Below are 18796 nucleotides of genomic sequence, written 5' to 3'. Positions count from 1 at the left end.
CACAAAAATCAAGCAACACACAACAAAAACTAGGCTTTCTTCGTTATAGTGTAAGAAAAACCGTATTTTTGCGTTGTATTGATAACAAATTCTGTTTAATGACAATTTTTCTTAACATTTTATTTATTTTAGTGGCTGTAAATGCCTTACTTTTAGTGTTTAGCGTTAACCGTAACAATGCTAAAGCAAAAAAATCTGTTAACAAACCTACAGCAGAAACAACAGCTAAAGTATACCCACTTAATATTATCTCTACAAAATACAAAAAAGCAATATAGTTTTTTACCTTTGTAAGGTATGAAACAGTTGTTACTTGTTTTTTTAGGAGGTGGTGTAGGTAGTGTATTGCGTTTTCTTATTAGCAAAACACTAAATAGTTCATTTCAACCCTACTTTTTAGGAACCTTTTTAGTTAATATATTAGGCAGTTTACTTATTGGCTTTATAATAGGACTAACTTTAAAAGGTAATTACCTTACAGAAAACCAAGCATTATTATTAGCTACTGGATTTTGTGGAGGCTTTACTACATTTTCTACTTTTGCATTAGAAAACCAATCTCTATTAAAAAATGGCGATCTTTTGCATTTTACTTTTTATACCTTATTAAGTATCTCTATTGGTATTTTTGCCGTAATAGGCGGTTTATGGATTTCTAAATCCATATAATATTTCATAAAAAATCTTTTTTTATTCAACAATACACGTAAATAGCAATATTTTTTGCTGTAATACCCCGTCATATCCTATTTTTTTTCATTTATCAAATATCATTTTAACAAAAAATTAAAATATAATTACAATACCCCTATTTAAAATGGGGGTTATTTTATTTATATCATAAAAATTAAATAAGTACCCATAAAAAATACGGGGTATAATTCATTATTAAATACATTTACCCTGTAATTAACTAAACGATATGAAAAAAATTGAAGCAATTATTAGAAAATCTCAATTTGATGATGTAAAAAAAGCATTACACCAAATTGAAGTGAATTTTTTTAGTTACTGGGATGTAACTGGAGTAGGAAATGAAAAACAAGGACACGTATACAGAGGAATATCTTACAGCACAACTGATATTCAAAGAAGATACCTATCTATTATAGTTTCAGATGAGTTTTTAGAAAAAACTGTAAATACAATTTTAGAATCTGCTTACACAGGCAATGTAGGTGACGGAAAAATATTTGTATCTGAAATTATAGATGCATACCGCATTAGAACCAAAGAAAACGGTCACGCAGGAATAAACTAACCAAACCAAGACACTATTAAAAAATTAGAATTATGATTAACGAACAACAAGAAGCACTAAGTAAAGCTGTTGAAAGTATCAACAGTGATATGGGTGCATTATGGATAACAATAGCTGCCATTTTAGTATTTTTTATGCAAGCTGGTTTTACATTAGTAGAAGTTGGCTTTACACGCAGTAAAAACTCTGGTAACATAATAATGAAAAACATTATGGACCTTTGCGTAGGTTCCTTAATGTTCTGGGCTGTAGGTTACGGAATTATGTATGGTAGCGATACTGTTTTAGGCGGATTTTTTAGATTAAGCCCAGCAGAACAAGGGTATTTCTTCTTTTCTGCAGACGATTGGTACAACTTATTTTTTCAAACAGTATTTTGCGCAACTGCAGCTACAATTGTATCTGGAGCTATAGCAGGGCGTACTAAATTCTCTACTTACCTTATATATTCTGCCATATTAACAACAATTATATACCCTATTTCTGGTAGCTGGTACTGGCCATTTGATGATGATGCATGGTTAAATGTTGCTGGTTTTGTAGACTTTGCCGGTTCTTCTGTAGTACACGCAGTTGGTGGTGGCGCAGCTTTAGTTGCTGCAATTATGGTTGGCCCACGTATTGGCAAATATACAGATGGTAAAGTAAACGTAATTCCAGGACATAATATGATTCTTGGTGCATTAGGTGTATTTATCCTATGGTTGGGTTGGTTTGGCTTTAATGGCGGATCTCAACTTGCATGGGGTGGATCTGATACTGTTGCTACTGGTAGTGTAATTATAAACACAAACTTAGCGGCTGCTATTGGTGCTGTTGCAGCCTTATTTTTTACTTGGATTAAATACGGTAAACCAGATATTTCTATGACACTAAATGGCGCACTAGCTGGTTTAGTTGGTATTACTGCTGGCTGTGGAGCTGTTAACGCTTGGGGCGCACTTGCAATAGGCTTAGTTTGCGGTATAGCCGTAGTACTTTCTATAGAAGGTATAGATAAAAAATTAAAAATTGATGATCCAGTAGGAGCTATATCTGTGCATGGAGTATGCGGATTTATAGGTACCGTGTTAGTAGGTGTATTTGCTATAGATGGCGGACTAATAAATGGTGGTGGCGCTAGCTTATTACTAGTACAAACTTACGGTTCTTTAGCTTACATATTATGGGCTGTTATTACAACATTTATCGTCTTATTTATATTAAAGAAAACTATTGGATTAAGAGTTTCTAAACAAGAAGAATTAGAAGGTTTAGATGTGCATGAACATGATATAGAAGTTTATCCAGAGTTTACAACTACAGAAAAATAAACACAAGAAACAAAAACGGAGCGTTTTGCAGAACGCTCCGTCACAAAATGTTTCAACAACAAAAAATAAAATCACTAACAAACCCCTTATAATAAAGGGTTTACAATTTATTTGATATGAAATTGAATACGACAACAAATTACTTAAAAAAATTATCATTTTCAATAATGATGTTATCCTCTGCATTAATATTTGCTCAGGAAGAAGAAGAAAAAAAATTAGAAATTAGCGGGTCTGTTGATGCTTACTTTAGAACAAATTTAAGCGCAGATGATAATGCAGAAGCTAACGGATTAATAAGCCCTCTAACTTCTTTTGCTAATGAAACTGGTTTTGCACTTGGTATGGCAAACATTATTGCTAGTTATGAAGGTGAAAAAACTGGAGCAGTAGCAGATCTTGTTTTTGGACCAAGAGGAGAACAAGCTATTACCGGTTTAAATGTTAACCAATTGTATGCATACTGGAATGTAAGCGAAGGAACAAAGTTAACAATGGGACGTTTTAATACGTATTTAGGATATGAGGTTATTTCTCCTGTAGGTAATTTTAACTACAGCACGTCTCACTTATTCTCTAGCGGGCCTTTTTCTCATACTGGTTTAAAAGCAGATTTTACATTATCTGATGATTTTAGCTTAATGCTTGCTGTAATGAATGTTACAGATGTAGATAATAATTTAACTAGCCAATATGCTCTTGGAGCACAATTAGGTTATGCTGGTCAATATTTAAATCTTTATTATGACGATAAAGCAAACCTAGGTTTTGAGATTGACTATACAGGTGGTTTTGATTTATCTGATAGTTTTTACCTAGGTATAAATGGTGCTTATGCTGATAATGATGGTAATGGTTTTGCTGGCGTTGCATTATACCCACAAATTAAGGCATCAGAAACTGCTTCTTTTGGATTAAGAGGTGAGTATTTTACACAAATTGTTGATGGTTTAGATGATGAGCCTAGCGTATTTGCAACTACTTTAACTGGTAGTTTCACTGTTGAAGATTTAACAATTAAACCAGAGGTTAGATTAGATGCTTGGAGTAATAACGAACCGTTTTTTAATAACGACGGAGATCCTTCAAAAAGCTTATCTACCTTTTTAATTGCAGCAGTTTATTCTTTTTAAAAAAATTAAGTTTAGTTTATAGTTTGGTTGTTGAAGAAAGTCTAGTTTGTGCGCTAGGCTTTCTTCTTTTTTAGTGCTCTTTGATAAAGGCTTTTACCCCTGCTCTAACCTCTGTGTCTAATGTATTTACAAGTGGTACTACTGGGCAAGAATACTTTTTACTATAAGCACAATAAGGATTGTATGCCCTATTAAAATCTACCATAATAAAATCTTCATCTGGCTCAGATAACTCTATATATCTTCCTCCTCCATACGTTTCTTTACCGTTTGTATTATCTAAAAAAGGCAAAAACAAATGATCTTTATATTTTTCTTGCTTTATTAATTGTTGGTTTTGATATACTTCTAGTTGTAAATCTTTACCATTTAATTTAAAAAACAATCTACCGTATAATTTATATTCTTGATTTTGGTTTGTTGTAGTTGGCATTAAAAATGGAGTTGCACCTAAAGCCAACTCTAACCTTGCTTTTACCACATAATTTGTATCTGGCTCAAAAAAATCTAGTCCTTCAAAATCTTTTCTGTATTTATTAGGCAACGGAGAGGTTTTTGCATCTTTATACTCATCATTTAACTTTTTATGATACTCTAGAATACCTTTTAGCTTGTCAGATTTTGTTGCTGCTATTTTTTCTTCAACCTCATTTGTATGATACTTCTTTTGCCCATTACAACTTAACAACATCATTACAAATAAAAATACTGTATACCTCATTATATTACATTAAATTAATACAGTAAAAATACAACTTATTACTTTTTTACTTAGCTTTGTTTTACAATAAAAGAAAAATGCAAAGACTTTCAATGTATAAATCTGTGGTTATCTGTACCTTAAAAAGGTGCCAGCGCTGCTGTATTTAATATTGAAATAGATATATTGTACTAATACTAAGCCTGGCGATTTTTTCGCCAGGCTTTTTTTATATACCAACCAAAATGAAAAAACTTTACACAAACTATATAGACTCATTTAAGGGGCTATCTAAAGAAGTATGGTGGCTATCACTCATTACCCTTATAAACAGAGCAGGCACAATGGTTATTCCTTTTTTATCGCTTTATTTAAAAAACGATGTTGGACTAACTTTTGAAAATGTTGGTGTTGTAATGTCTTGCTTTGGAGCTGGCTCATTAATTGGCTCTTGGCTTGGAGGTACATTAACTGATAAATTTGGCTACTACAAAGTAATGCTCTTTAGTTTATTTACGAGTGGTATATTATTTATTGGTCTTCAATTTTTACACGATTATTATAGTATTTGCGCAGGCATTTTTATACTTATGATTGTTGCAGATTGTTTTAGACCCGCTGCTTTTGTTGCCTTAATTGCTTATAGTAAACCAGAAAATAAAACTAGATCTGTTACACTAATTAGACTTGCCATTAACCTTGGTTTTTCTGCTGGTCCGGCTTTGGGCGGTATTATAATTACATCTTTAGGCTATATTGGTCTTTTTTGGGTAGACGGAATAACCTGCGTATTGGCCAGTATTTTATTGCTTATTGTTTTAAATCCTAAAAAAGCACGAGTTATGGATAGTTCCAAAAACGAAAGTCCAAAATCTGCATACACAGACGGTTACTACTGGGTATTTATTGTTGCTATGGTACTTTTTGGATTTTGCTTTGTACAGTATTTTTCTACCGTACCAGTATATTACAGTGATGCCTATAAACTTAGCGAATTTAAAATAGGACTTTTACTTGCTATGAATGGTTTTTTAATTTTTGCTTTTGAAATGCCATTAATTAAATACCTAGAAAAACTTAACCACTCCAAAGTTACTTATGTAATTTTTGGGCTAATATTAGTTGGTTTAAGCTTTGCATTGCTAAATATTTTTTCATGGGTTGGAATTTTAGTTGTTGGAATGTTACTAATGACTATTGGCGAAATGATTGCCTTTCCGTTTTCTAACGCAATTGCTATGGAGCGTTCTAAACGTGGCAAACAAGGAGAATATATGGCACTGTATAGTATAGCTTTTTCAATATCACACATTTTTGCTCACAATTACGGTATGCACTCTATTGCAAATAATGGTTATATATTTACATGGAATAGCATTACCGTTATAGCCGTAATAGGTATAGCACTACTCTTTATTTTAAAACGAATTACAATTGCAAACAAATGAAAAAAATAAATAATATAATTTTAGGCATACTACTAACTTTAGCTTTAGCCTGTACAGACAAGAAAAAAGAAACTGTAAAAACTGAAGTCCTTAATGATGTAGAAACTAAAGAACGTTTTTATCCTGAATTAGATTCTACAAGATATAACGTAGCGTTTTTAATTATGGATGGTACTTTTAATACCGAATTTACTGCTCCTTTTGATATTTTTCAGCATACAAAGTTTAGAAAAAATATTAAAGCGATGAATGTATTTACGGTTGCTAACACACTAAAACCTATAACTACGTTTGAAGGTGTGCGTATTTTACCAGACTACAATTATATTGAAGATGAACTTCCTAAAATAGACATATTGGTTGTACCTAGTGCAGAGCATCATTTAGATTCCGATTTAAAAGATACTACAATGCTAAATTTTGTAAAAAAAGTAAATAAAGATGCGTTATTTATTACATCGCACTGTGATGGTGCATTTGTACTTGCAAAAGCAGGAGTTTTAAACACTGTTACATCTACCACTTTCCCTAGTGATATAGATTTATACAAAAAAACATTTCCTAATTTAAAGGTAGCAGATAACGTATTATTTGTGCATGACAAAAAATACATTACCTCTGCAGGAGGCGCTAAGAGTTTTGAGGCGGCTCTCTACTTGTGTGAATATTTATATGGTAAAGAAGTTGCTAAATCTTTAGCTGGTGGCTTAGTTATAGATTGGGACGTAACTAAGGTACCACACCTTATTATTCCTTAAGGATATAACGTCCTTTCTTAAGATATTTTTCAATTAAAGCGTTGTATTCTGGTGTAAGTTTTAATAATGTAGTAGACTCTAAATTATAAAGTTTATCTGCATCTGTATATCCATTTTTAAGCAGCTCTTCTAAATAAAAAATAGAGGTTCCAAAATCATTATTTTTTGCACTTAAAGATATTATTTTTAGGTAAGGATCATAGTCTTTAGGTGCAATTATTGTTTTTAGCATATACAAAAAGCTAAGAGCATCATAATCTGTATTTTTTTCTGCTAAAACAGTATCAATATAGTCATTTGTTAGCGCAACCAAGTATCCTTCTAACCTATATCCCATCTTTTGTTGCTCTTGGTTGGTGCTATTTTTAAACTTATCTATTTCTTTTGTTTGGTGTGCCCACCAACCAAGGTTATTAAAATTGTGTGTGTAAGCATCTTCTTCTACATAATATGCAAAATCGTTTTTTAAAGATTGCTCCTTAAACCACACATTATTTTCTGCCCTTTTTAACGACTTGTATATTTTGTTTTTGCGTAATGCATTGCTTTTATCCTTTAGAGAATCTATTTTTTTAAAAGGCTTATAAACCATTATAGTCTGGTCTATTAAGTTTTTTGCTTTTTTAAGTTTATTTGCTGCAACCAATTTATTAATTGTAGTAAGCGTAGTATTGTAATTATTATTTATAAATAAACTATCTACAGCTAAATTACCTTTAGCCATAGCAGACATTTTAAATAAATCTAATGCTGTAGCCAAATTATTTGTAGAGGGCCAATTGTTTCTAGATTCTTCTATTAATAACTGGTTTGGAATTTTCAACTTATTTAACAACTCTTTATTAGCTAGCATTTCTGTATAATTAAAATTATAACCACTAACTATACCAATGTACTGATAAGGCTTTTTAACGTTAATAATTTCAATATTACCAACAGTAGAGCTGTAAGACAGCACACCATCTATATTAGAAATAAATGCAGGAATTGTAGATGCTAACCTACCAGCTCTATTAAAGCCAGTTGTATAAATTTGATTTTCATCAATAGGTAACATTCCTACCACAGAATTAAATGTTTTTGTAAATGCTAAAATATTTTTAGAGATTGAAATGGTATCGTTTAAATTGTTTGATGCCGCCAAAATATAGCCTTTTTCCTCTGCAATACTAGCCATTAAGCGTATTACTTGTTTTTCTCTATTGTTATAGTCTACAATAAATACAACAGGCCATTTTTTATTAACTGTAAAGTTTGATGGAAGTAAAAGAGAGAAACTATACGGCAAAGAGTCCCCTACCTTTATATTGTCTACAACAGCTCCTTTTTTTAATTTTAATTCTTGCGCAGAAAGCTGCAAACTTAAAAATGCTAACAGTAGAAGTACTAATTTTTTCACAAGCGTTGTCTTTTGGTTTTTTAGTTAGGTATAGTTATAAACTAAATTACTATTAATATTTGTTTTTAACTCTTATTAAAGCATCAAAAACCTAGCCAAAAAAAGTGAATTAAGAGTTAATCACCAATAGCACCCATTTCTACCCCTTCTGAGTAAGCTACTTGTATACCGTGTTTGCTAAATGCATTTTTTATGGCTTTATTAGCCTGAAATGTAACTGGCCAATAATCATCTGGCTGAACAAAAGGCCTAACTAATAGTTGTATACTATGCGTATCAAAAGTTTGTATACCAATATCAGGAATTGGATCTTTTAATACATTTGGAAGCTCTAACAAAGCATCTATAATAATTTTTTCTACCTTAGGAAAACTCTCTGAGTATGGCATTGTCACCAATAACTCTAACCTAATCATTCCTTTTTCTGAAAAATTAGTAACAACAGAGTCTGTAATTTTAGAGTTTGGTATTATTAATACTTTGTTACCTGGTGTTATAATATCTGTACTAAAAATTCCTATTTCAGAAACTCTACCAAATTTATCTTCTAACTGAATCCAGTCATCAATTTTATATGGCTTTAACGTTAAAATTAAAATACCTGAAGCAAAGTTACCTAAACTACCCTGCAAAGCCATACCAACAGCAAAGCCAACAGCTGCTAAAATAGCCATTAACCCTGTTAAATCTGCACCTACAATAGATGCTGCTATAAATAAAGCTGCCCCCTTTAAAACTACTCCTACTAAGGATGAAACAAATGGACGTAGTGTTTTAGATATGCCTGTTTTTTCTAAGGCAACACCAACCATTTTTAGTACCCTTTTTACCAGTTTAAAGCCTATCCAAATTACTAAACCAGCACCAATAATACGAGGCAGAAAAAATACTGCCTTATCTGTAGCTATTTGTATGTATTTTCCAATAGTGTCTAAATCTTCTGCTTGCATTTTAACGATACTAAAAAATGATATTTTTATTTAAAAGCGCAAATTACAAATTTACTCCTAAAACCTATGTTTTAGCCTTCTATTTTTTTAATGGGCGCATTAGAGACTACATCTGATAAAATTATATGCGTACGTGCCTCACCATATTGTATTAACCTATCTATAAATTGCTCTAAATGAAACTGATTTCTAAGAACTACTTCCATTATAATATTTTCATTACCAGTAATTCTGTAGCAATTTATAACCTCATCAAAAGTACCAACTAACTCTAAAAAAGGTTTTAATTTTCCCATAAAAGCACGTAATGTAATAATTGCCTTTAATTGGTAACCCGTTTCTGTATGTGACACCATTGCATTGTAGCCTGTAATAATACCTAAATCTTCCATTTTTTTAACGCGCTCTGCCACTGCCGGTGCAGATAAGCCCACTTGCCTACCAATATGTGCAAAGGATTCTCTTGCGTTTTTTTGTAAATAGTTTAAAATTTTCCAGCTAATAGCATCTATCTTGTTATTCAAAGCCTTTATTGTTTAAAATTTTTAGAATCAAAAGTAAAAATAAAAAATCACTTTACAATCATAATTAAACCAATAGCAATAAGGATGTAATTTTATAGTATAATAGTAGACACAATGCCATACAGAAATCTTAGTACAGTACCAGTTTATAAAAAAGCATTATCGCTTTGCCATACTAGTAGAGAGCTAGCATCTTATTTTAGCTATAATAAGGATTTATTGCAGTTATACAAGTCTAGTAGCCTTAGAGACATAATGGCCAACTCTATACTAACAGATGCTATTTTGTTACCTATACAAATAGAACAAGCAGAACGTAGCGACTGTAAACATACTAAATTGCATAGCATTAAATTTATTAATACTATTACCAGAAACATATTAAGTTATTGCAATGGCTTAGAGCACCACGGTGTTAAGGAAAAAGAATACTTAAATCTTTTACGTACAGAAATTACAAGCTTTAGAAAGTCATATAAAAACTGGCGCAAGTCTTTACGCTAGCTTACAGCTTGTTTATTTAAAACATAAAAAAATCACCTAACATTACGTTAGGTGATTTTTTATTTATGAACTTTAATAATATTACATATTTCTACGGTATTGACCACCTACCTGAAATAGTGCACTCGTTATTTGCCCTAATGTACAGACTTTAGAAACCTCCATTAACTTCTCAAAAATGTTTTCATTTTTAACGGCTGCTTGTTGTAAATCTTCCAACAATTTATCTGCATCCTCTGTTCTGGCTTGCACACTTTTTAATGTATCTATTTGCGCAAGTTTTTCTTCCTCTGTTGCTCGTATTACTTCTGCAGGTAATACTGTAGGTGATCCTTTAGAGCTTAAAAACGTATTTACACCTATAATAGGAAACTCCCCTGTATGTTTTAGGGTTTCATAATACAAGCTTTCTTCTTGTATTTTAGAGCGCTGGTACATAGTTTCCATTGCTCCTAAAACTCCACCACGTTCAGTAATCCTATCAAACTCTTTTAAAACAGCTTCCTCTACAAGTTCTGTTAACTCTTCTATAATAAAAGCCCCTTGTATTGGATTCTCGTTTTTAGCAAGTCCTAGCTCTTTGTTTATTATTAACTGTATTGCCATTGCGCGTCTAACAGACTCTTCTGTTGGTGTGGTAATAGCCTCATCATACGCATTGGTATGTAAAGAGTTACAATTGTCATTTATAGCGTACAATGCTTGTAAAGTTGTTCTAATATCATTAAAATCTATCTCTTGTGCGTGTAAACTACGTCCAGATGTTTGTATGTGGTACTTTAGCATTTGTGCTCTTGGATCTGCACCATACTTTAACTTTAGTGCTTTTGCCCAAATTTTACGTGCAACTCTACCAATTACTGCATATTCTGGATCTATACCATTAGAGAAAAAGAACGATAAGTTTGGACCAAACTTATTAATGTCCATTCCTCTGCTTAAATAATACTCTACGTAAGTAAAACCATTAGCCAGTGTAAAAGCCAGTTGTGTTATTGGATTTGCTCCAGCTTCTGCAATATGATAGCCAGAAATAGAAACCGAATAAAAATTCCTAACCTGTTTTTCTATAAAATATTCCTGTACATCACCCATTAAGCGTAATGCAAATTCTGTTGAAAATATACACGTATTTTGTGCCTGATCTTCCTTTAAAATATCTGCTTGTACTGTACCACGTACTTGTGCCAATGTATTTGCTTTTATTTTTGCGTATACATCTTCAGGTAAAACCATATCACCTGTTAAGCCAAGTAACATTAACCCTAACCCATCATTACCCTCTGGTAAATCTCCATTGTATTTAGGTCTTTCTAAACCTTTATCATCATACACTTCTTTAAACTTAGCTTCAACCTGTGCCTCTAAGCCATTTTCTTTAATGTACTTTTCACAATTTTGATCTATGGCAGCATTCATAAAGAAACCTAATAACATAGGAGCCGGACCATTAATAGTCATAGAAACCGATGTCATTGGATGACTTAGATCAAAACCAGAATATAATTTTTTTGCATCATCTAAACAACAAATTGAAACCCCTGCATTACCAATTTTTCCGTAAATATCTGGCCTATGATCTGGATCATTACCATACAAAGTAACAGAATCAAAAGCAGTAGAAAGCCTTTTTGCTGGCATACCTAAACTAACATAGTGAAAACGTCTGTTGGTACGCTCTGGACCACCTTCACCAGCAAACATACGAGTAGGATCTTCACCTGTTCTTTTAAACGGATATAAACCTGATGCATAAGGAAACTCTCCTGGTACATTTTCTTGCAAACACCAACCTAAAATATCTCCCCAAGCTTGGTACTTAGGCAAAGCTACTTTTGGTATTTGTGAATGAGATAACGACTCTGTATGTGTATTTATATTAATTTCTTTATCTCTTACTTTAAAACTATAAACAGGCTGTTTATACTTATTTACTTTGGCATCCCAGGTAGTAATAACTTCCCAGTTGTAAGGATCTAAATCCATTTTAACCCTATCAAACTCCTTAAATAACAAGTTTAAAAAGTCTTTATCTGCATCTTCTTTTACCCCTTCTAAAATTGCAGCTGTATCTAAGCCATTTTTAAGCAGCAGATCTGCCGCTGTTTTTGGCGTATTAGAAACCGATAATATTGTTTGGTAAACACCATACAAACGCTGAGCAACTTTAGTTTGCACAGCAACAGTAGCATCATACCCTCTATTATTTTCTGCAATTTCTGATAAATAACGTGTACGAGCAGGTGGTATAACAAACACCTTTTCTTCTATTTCGTTACCAAATTTAAAAGTAGAATTTAGGTCTGCATTAGCTTTTGTAACCAATGTTTCCATTATTTTAGTGTATAACCTGTTCATTCCAGGGTCATTAAACTGACTTGCCATTGTACCAAAAATTGGCATATCTTCTTGTGGCGTATCCCATAAATTATGGTTACGCATGTATTGTTTTTTTACATCTCTAATTGCATCTAAAGCACCACGTTTATCAAACTTATTAATAGCTACTAAATCTGCAAAGTCTAACATATCAATCTTTTCTAATTGTGTAGCGGCACCAAATTCTGGTGTCATTACATAAAGAGATACGTTACTGTGTTCTATAATTTCTGTATCAGACTGTCCAATACCAGATGTTTCTAACACAATTAAATCGTACTCAGCAGCTTTTAATACCTCTACAGCTTCCTCTACATATTTAGACAGTGCAAGGTTAGACTGCCTTGTTGCTAAAGAGCGCATATATACACGCTCATTATTAATAGCATTCATACGAATACGATCTCCTAAAAGTGCACCACCAGTTTTTCTTTTAGACGGATCTACAGAAACTAGCCCTATTTTTTTGTCAGGGAAATCTAAAAGAAAACGCCTAACCAACTCATCTACTAAACTAGATTTACCAGCCCCACCAGTACCAGTTATACCAAGTACTGGCACATTTTTTGTAGATTTTTCTACCTTAGAAAAGTATTCTACAAACTCTTCATGTCTGTTCTCTGCTAAGCTTATTAAACGTGCAATGGTGTTTATATCTTTATTTTTTAAAGAATCAGAAACCGTTGTGCTTTCTGGTAATTTTAAAGCTGGCACAGGAAAATCGCTCTTTTCTACCAAATCATTAATCATACCCTGTAACCCTAATTTACGGCCATCGTCTGGCGCATAAATTTTAGTAATACCGTGGTCCATTAATTCTTTTATTTCTTCCGGTAGAATTACGCCGCCACCGCCGCCAAATATTTTAATATGTGTAGCTCCACGTTCTTGAAGCAAATCATACATATATTTAAAATACTCATTATGACCACCTTGGTAAGATGTTATTGCAATTGCATTTACATCTTCTTGTATAGCACAATCTACTACTTCTGCAACACTACGGTCATGACCTAAGTGAATTACCTCTACGCCTGTAGATTGTATAATACGGCGCATAATATTAATTGCTGCATCATGCCCATCAAACAAAGCTGCTGCTGTAACAATTCTTATTTTATGTTTTGGTGTATATGGTTTCTGTTGTTCCATTCGTATTAAATAGCTAATTTTAGACTTGCAATTTACGAAAATTGCAAAAATCTACACCAAAAACATTCAATATTATAAAAATATAAGAAAGCTAGGGTGCTTATTTGATAATACCCTAAATTAGTTAGCTTAATTTTATTATTTATGAAGCTAACCATACTTATTAATTGCCCAGACCAAGCTGGTATTATAGGCACAGTAACTAATTTTATACATACTAAAGGCGGTAATATTGTATATATAGACCAATATGTTGATAAAGAAAGTGCTACTTTTTTTATGCGGTTAGAGAGTGAATTTAGTAATGCACTTACCCTTAATGAGTTTAATAGTGGTTTTAAAACTTTAGCGCCTACTTACCAAATGAAATGGGAGGTACACAAAGAAGTTACCGTACCTAAAATGGCAATTTTTGTTAGCAAGTATGATCATTGTTTGTATGATTTATTAAGCAGATATAGCTCTGGTGAACTAGATGTAGACATCCCTTTAATTATTAGCAACCACGATAAAGCACAAAGTATTGCTGCGCAATTTAATATTCCTTTTTACCACATACCAGTAACCAAAGCAACTAAAATAGAAGCCGAAGAAAAACAATTAGCATTATTGGCAGAATACAAGGTAGATTTTATTGTTTTAGCGAGGTATATGCAAATTGTGAGCCAGACTGTAATAGACCAATATCCTAATAAAATAATAAACATACACCACTCATTTTTACCAGCATTTGCAGGTGCAAAACCGTACCACGCAGCCTATAAAAGAGGTGTTAAAATTATTGGAGCAACTAGCCACTATGTAACAGCAGATTTAGACGAAGGTCCAATCATTGAACAAGATGTTACCACGGTATCTCATACACACAGCATTAAAGATTTAATTGCAAAAGGTAGAGACTTAGAAAAAATTGTACTTGCAAGAGGTGTAAAATTACATATAGAACGCAAAACAATGGTATTTAATAATAAGACTATTGTTTTTATATAGGTTGATGTGTTCTAGAATACAAAATCTTATTATAAAGTTTTTATAGCTGTAACATTTTTAGCCATTTAGCTACACCAATGACATTATTTAATAAATTAAAAAGAATGTGTTTTTTTACAAGTTATTTATTTTTTTTATGAGGTAAGAAATAAGAAGTCCAATTGTAAATGTTGTAATTGTTGTACTTACAAAAAGAGCTGTAATTGCAGGAAGTGTAAATAAAAAATAATAATTACCTGTAGACCTGCCAACAATTAAACAAAAAATAATCCAAATCATCAAATTCACTAATGTTGAATATTTAATTGAAGTTGAAATTAATGATTTTCCATTTTTTATATTTAAAAAAGCTAGTTTTGCTCCTATCCAAAGTGCTATTAAAAAAGCTACAACAAGCCCAATTGTTTCAAAACCGCTACCAAAAACTACAGACATTGAACTTAAACCTTTACCCATATAAAGAACAGGTATTAAAATAGTTGCCATTATTGTAAGTATCCCAATAGGAACTCCTAACAGGTAGGATACAAGAATACTTTTCCCAAGCTGTTTATTCATCTTCATAAAATTCACTTTAAATAATTTAGTAGTATTTATACATTTTATTATACAAATAAAACCTACCAAATGTAGTAAATATTTTACAACACAAAGACCTTAAGTATTTATCCTTAATGAATTAGCTATTCATAGATTGCTAATGCGTAATGGCAATTAACAATCTTTAAGTATAAAGTAGGACTAAAATATTAAGTTTTTTGTAATTAGTTAAGTCTAAATGTCATAGGTATACTAAATGGTACTCTTACAGGTCTTCCTTTTACTTTACCAGGAGTCATCTGAGGAAGTTTAGCAAAAATTCTTCGCCCTTCCAATTCAAATAAAGGGTGTGGCCCTCTGGTTTTAATATTTTTTACAGATCCATCTTTATCAATAACAAACATAATGTTTACTCTACCTTCTATTCCCAATTCTTGAGCTTCTTCTGGGTACCTAAAATTTTTAACAATGTGTTTACCTATTTTTTTTTGAAAACAAGATCTTCTACTACTTTTGGCCACTTCTTCGCAACCAGGAAATACGGGTACATCATCTACTATTTGAAAGCTAAAATCGCCTTCACCTGCTTCTTTTTTTTCTTCTTTTTTTAAGTTCTCTTTACTTACCTTAATATCTACAACCTTTAAACGAACACTTTTTCCTGGGTTAAATTTGGCATACAACACATAACCTGTGCTAACAGCCGTATCTTTTAATTGAACCACTTTTAGTGTAGGTAGCTTTTTTAAGACCAAATCTATTTTTTCTTCAATAAATTTAGTTTCCGGCCTACTAAAAATCTCTGTAGACTCTAGTTCTCCTTTATCATCTGTAAAAAAGTTAAAATATACTTTTCCATTAAAGTTTTGAGAAATAGAATCTTTAGGCATCTTTAAGTTCTCATTAAAAAGCTCTTGTAAATTGTCTGTAAAACAAGCATTTTGTGCTCCTGCACCAGGCATTATACATTTACTAAAGTTGGCATAATCGGTAGCCACTTCAAAAGGTCTGTAAGATGTTATTTCCTGACCATCTACTTGGTAGTCTTGGGCACTTAATAAAAATACAAAGCTAAAAATGGTAAAAAAAGTAAGGTAGGTTGTTTTTAATTCAAATTTCATAATGGTTTTATTGTATAGTTAACAATTCAAATATTAAAAATTTTAAAGACTAATGTATGCACCAATGTATATTTGTTAGCTATTAAGTAATATTTGATATTAAAAATATATTTAGGAGAGGTAAATAAAAATATCCTTTTTTTGTTAAGCTTTTATATTAACAATCTTGTAATCAGTTTTAGTTCCACATACCATTAGATTCTGTTAAAATTATTGGAGTGTTATCTGTAATTAGTATTGTTTGCTCATGCTGTGTTACGTATCCTCCTTTATTGCCAACCAAAGTCCAGCCATCTTTTAACTCTACGGCAACGGTAGATTTTGTAGAAATAAAAGTCTCTATTGCAACTGTAGTATTTTTTTTAAATCGTTCTCTATTTGTTCTAACTCTGTAATTTAAAATATTTTCAGGTTCTTCATGCAAACTTCTACCAACTCCATGACCTGCTAAATTTTTAATTACTTTAAAACCAGATTTCTTAGCCTCGGACTCTATTAAGTGTCCAATGTCTGCTATTTTTACACCACCTTTTATGTTGATAATAGCTTTTTTTAAGATGTTTTTAGAAGCATCTACAAGAGGTTGATGATTATGAATATCCTCACCAAGAACAAAAGAACCTCCATTGTCTGACCAAAATCCATTTAACTCAGCAGAAACATCAATATTTATTAAATCACCATCTTTAAGTATTTTATTTTTAGATGGTATACCGTGAGCAGCTTCTTTATTAACACTTATACAAGCATAACCAGGAAAACCATAGGTTTCATAAGGAGCAGATTTAGCGCCGAAACTTTTTAATATTTCTCCTCCATATGCATCTAGTTCTTTGGTAGACATACCAATTTTAGCATACTCTTTCATTAATTTTAGTGTAGTACCAACAACTTCACTAACTTTTATCATTCCTAGTAATTCTGATTCTGTTGTTATAGACATTTTTATTTTTCTTATGAGTTACAAGAGTTTGCTTATGGACGTTATTCTACAGCGTTATTGGTATTATTCGCTCCAACCATTTGAGTTTGAACAAGACTCCATTGAGTGGCTAGAATATCTATCAAATTCTTCATTAAATAATTCTTCATATACTTGATATGCTGAAAATCCAAATCCTTCAGCTTCTAAGTCAAATTTAGCTTTAGAAGGGTTGTTATCAATTGAGTTATAATAATCCTTACCCATTCCTAAAATAAAACACCTACAGTATAAAAATCCATCATCAGAACCATCTGTATAGGTATGTATTTCTTTCCTATTATATGGTAAATTCTTTCTTCTAAGAAATGAATAAATTCAGTTAATTCTTCTTTACCAAGTTTAGATAACCTTTTTATATAGTTTTCTGTAATATCTTCTTCTAATTTATAACTCAATTATTCTAAAGACGCTTCGTTGTCTTTAGCCTCATCTCGTAGTTTTTTTATTTGTGGAGAATCTTCCCAAGATTGCTCTATTATTTTCCAAAATTGCTCTTCTTCCATTTTTATATTTTTTTATGCTACACAACTCTAAATATTATGTGACGTTGAATAAAAAGCAAGCAATTAATTTCCGATTAAGTACTTAGCCATCCCAACGCTTCGGGATTTATTTTGTTTTAACTTTTTTTGTTCTAAAACCAAATCAACGATTTGGCAGATTTGGTTTAATGCTCTAAACTTAGATTTAAGCACCAAAACCCGTATTAACTATAGCCATTTTTAGCAAACGTTTCTTTATACGTCATATTCTAATTCTTCATCTTTTAACTCAATTATGCTTTCTCCTTTTTTCTTAAAATAGACAAATTCCGATATGGAGTCATAAGAATTGTTAAAGTGATGTTTTGCATTACCATATAGGTATCCATTACCTTTCAAATCTTTCGAGTCGCAGAAAATTACTAATTGAGAATTAGGAACAATAAAATGAATTTCTTCTGAGCCAATGAATTGAAATATTTGTTCCCAAATCTGTTCTAATACAATAAGGCTTCCTGAATACATAGAAGCATTGATTATCATTCCAACTTTTCCAATTTCAGAATTTTTAGTGTCAATTCCTCCAATACCTATTTCAGGGTGTTGGTCTAATAAATTTTTAAAAGAAGTTTCAAGAGCTTTATTAACTTCAACACCATTTAGGTCCTGGATTTTTATCCATTGAACTATTTGGTTTTCATCTTTCATTAAGATAACAGATAGTGAAGTCTGGACAATTCTTGTAGATACCGGAAGTTCATCTTTTGGTGTTTCAATAACCTCTCCATTAATAGTAGTTTTTGTAGATTCAAATTCCCATCCGAATTTTAGTTTTGGAAGAACATTTTTTAAGTGTTCTAAATCTGAATTTATTTTGGGTTCTATAATTTGCTCTTTTTTTTCAACACTATCTTTAATTATAGTAGTTTTTTTAACTTTTACTTCCTTTTTCTTTTTAAATAATTTGTTAAATATCCCCATTTTTTTATGTGTGCTAACGTCTAGTATAAGAAACATAGGGCAATAAATAAGCACTATCGTTTCAGTTTATTACTTAGCTAAATATAAATATTTTGCTTTTATCTTTGTTACTATAAAACGCTAAATTTTATATTTAGCGGACTTTGTAAATAAACACAGAACTTTCGATTAAGCCC

Annotated in this window: 19 protein-coding genes; 9 read left to right on the top strand and 10 right to left on the bottom strand. The window is 31.6% G+C overall.

The genetic code is table 11. The annotated features are described in order from the left end of the window. The first annotated feature begins 98 nt into the window (after window positions 1-98). The 5 genes from KLA_RS13110 to KLA_RS13090 all read left to right on the top strand — a co-directional run bounded on the left by KLA_RS13110 (window position 99) and on the right by KLA_RS13090 (window position 3707). Window positions 99-278 (top strand): hypothetical protein, encoded by a 180-nt coding sequence (locus KLA_RS13110; RefSeq protein WP_013619923.1) that lies wholly within the window; start codon window positions 99-101, stop codon window positions 276-278. Between the two features lie 19 nt (window positions 279-297). Beyond that, complete coding sequence (gene crcB, locus KLA_RS13105; protein WP_013619924.1) at window positions 298-669, top strand: fluoride efflux transporter CrcB; 372 nt, start codon at window positions 298-300, stop codon at window positions 667-669. A gap of 253 nt (window positions 670-922) precedes the next feature. Then, on the top strand, window positions 923-1261 hold the full coding sequence (locus KLA_RS13100; RefSeq protein ID WP_013619926.1) for a P-II family nitrogen regulator: 339 nt from the start codon (window positions 923-925) through the stop codon (window positions 1259-1261). A gap of 32 nt (window positions 1262-1293) precedes the next feature. Continuing rightward, window positions 1294-2574: an ammonium transporter gene (locus tag KLA_RS13095; RefSeq protein WP_013619927.1), complete on the top strand. Its 1281-nt coding sequence runs from the start codon at window positions 1294-1296 to the stop codon at window positions 2572-2574. A gap of 116 nt (window positions 2575-2690) precedes the next feature. Next, entirely contained in the window at window positions 2691-3707 is a 1017-nt protein-coding gene (locus tag KLA_RS13090; protein ID WP_034646332.1) for an outer membrane beta-barrel protein, read from the top strand. 70 nt (window positions 3708-3777) lie between these two features. Here KLA_RS13090 and KLA_RS13085 read toward each other — a convergent pair whose 3' ends face one another. Further along, window positions 3778-4428: a DUF1684 domain-containing protein gene (locus KLA_RS13085; RefSeq protein ID WP_034646331.1), complete on the bottom strand. Its 651-nt coding sequence runs from the start codon at window positions 4426-4428 to the stop codon at window positions 3778-3780. A 224-nt stretch (window positions 4429-4652) separates the two neighbouring features. Here KLA_RS13085 and KLA_RS13080 point away from each other — a divergent pair, with 224 nt between their 5' ends. Then, window positions 4653-5855 carry an MDR family MFS transporter gene (locus tag KLA_RS13080; RefSeq protein ID WP_034646330.1) on the top strand — a complete coding sequence of 401 codons (1203 nt, stop codon included), beginning with the start codon at window positions 4653-4655 and terminating at the stop codon, window positions 5853-5855. Next, complete coding sequence (locus KLA_RS13075; protein ID WP_034646329.1) at window positions 5852-6613, top strand: DJ-1/PfpI family protein; 762 nt, start codon at window positions 5852-5854, stop codon at window positions 6611-6613. The genes KLA_RS13080 and KLA_RS13075 overlap by 4 nt, the downstream gene beginning before the upstream one ends. Here KLA_RS13075 and KLA_RS13070 read toward each other — a convergent pair. The 3 genes from KLA_RS13070 to KLA_RS13060 all read right to left on the bottom strand — a co-directional run bounded on the left by KLA_RS13070 (window position 6603) and on the right by KLA_RS13060 (window position 9486). Then, window positions 6603-8012: a hypothetical protein gene (locus KLA_RS13070; protein ID WP_034646328.1), complete on the bottom strand. Its 1410-nt coding sequence runs from the start codon at window positions 8010-8012 to the stop codon at window positions 6603-6605. The genes KLA_RS13075 and KLA_RS13070 overlap by 11 nt on opposite strands. A gap of 116 nt (window positions 8013-8128) precedes the next feature. Then, window positions 8129-8962, bottom strand: coding sequence for a mechanosensitive ion channel family protein (locus KLA_RS13065; protein ID WP_013619933.1), 834 nt, complete (start codon window positions 8960-8962; stop codon window positions 8129-8131). 71 nt (window positions 8963-9033) lie between these two features. After that, the gene (locus KLA_RS13060) at window positions 9034-9486 is read right to left on the bottom strand and encodes an Lrp/AsnC family transcriptional regulator (protein ID WP_034646326.1); all 453 of its coding nucleotides are present in this window, start codon (window positions 9484-9486) and stop codon (window positions 9034-9036) included. 114 nt (window positions 9487-9600) lie between these two features. On the opposite strand from KLA_RS13060, the gene KLA_RS13055 reads away from it, so the two are divergent. Further along, a complete protein-coding gene (locus KLA_RS13055; RefSeq protein WP_034646324.1) occupies window positions 9601-9990 on the top strand; it encodes a hypothetical protein in 390 nt (129 codons plus the stop codon). Between the two features lie 81 nt (window positions 9991-10071). On the opposite strand, the gene KLA_RS13050 is transcribed toward KLA_RS13055, so the two are convergent. Next, window positions 10072-13521, bottom strand: coding sequence for a methylmalonyl-CoA mutase family protein (locus KLA_RS13050; RefSeq protein ID WP_034646322.1), 3450 nt, complete (start codon window positions 13519-13521; stop codon window positions 10072-10074). A 144-nt stretch (window positions 13522-13665) separates the two neighbouring features. Here KLA_RS13050 and purU point away from each other — a divergent pair, with 144 nt between their 5' ends. Next, a complete protein-coding gene (purU, locus tag KLA_RS13045; protein WP_034646320.1) occupies window positions 13666-14511 on the top strand; it encodes a formyltetrahydrofolate deformylase in 846 nt (281 codons plus the stop codon). 114 nt (window positions 14512-14625) lie between these two features. Here purU and KLA_RS13040 read toward each other — a convergent pair whose 3' ends face one another. The 5 genes from KLA_RS13040 to KLA_RS13015 form a co-directional block, all read right to left on the bottom strand. Continuing rightward, window positions 14626-15075 (bottom strand): hypothetical protein, encoded by a 450-nt coding sequence (locus KLA_RS13040; RefSeq protein WP_152536850.1) that lies wholly within the window; start codon window positions 15073-15075, stop codon window positions 14626-14628. Window positions 15076-15275: 200 nt separating this feature from the next. Further along, window positions 15276-16172 (bottom strand): energy transducer TonB, encoded by an 897-nt coding sequence (locus KLA_RS17640; RefSeq protein ID WP_051456108.1) that lies wholly within the window; start codon window positions 16170-16172, stop codon window positions 15276-15278. Between the two features lie 178 nt (window positions 16173-16350). Continuing rightward, entirely contained in the window at window positions 16351-17115 is a 765-nt protein-coding gene (map, locus tag KLA_RS13030) for a type I methionyl aminopeptidase (RefSeq protein ID WP_034646318.1), read from the bottom strand. Window positions 17116-17178: 63 nt separating this feature from the next. Continuing rightward, window positions 17179-17361 (bottom strand): hypothetical protein, encoded by a 183-nt coding sequence (locus KLA_RS13025; protein WP_034646316.1) that lies wholly within the window; start codon window positions 17359-17361, stop codon window positions 17179-17181. A 533-nt stretch (window positions 17362-17894) separates the two neighbouring features. Then, window positions 17895-18620, bottom strand: a complete 726-nt coding sequence (locus KLA_RS13015; RefSeq protein WP_152536849.1) for a hypothetical protein — start codon at window positions 18618-18620, stop codon at window positions 17895-17897. Window positions 18621-18796: the final 176 nt, after the last annotated feature.

The sequence above is a fragment of the Cellulophaga geojensis KL-A genome (assembly GCF_000568425.1).
Taxonomy (GTDB): Bacteria; Bacteroidota; Bacteroidia; order Flavobacteriales; family Flavobacteriaceae; genus Cellulophaga; species Cellulophaga lytica.
The sequence above is the reverse complement of the archived record's forward strand: the minus strand, read 5'-3'. Positions and strand labels throughout refer to the sequence as shown.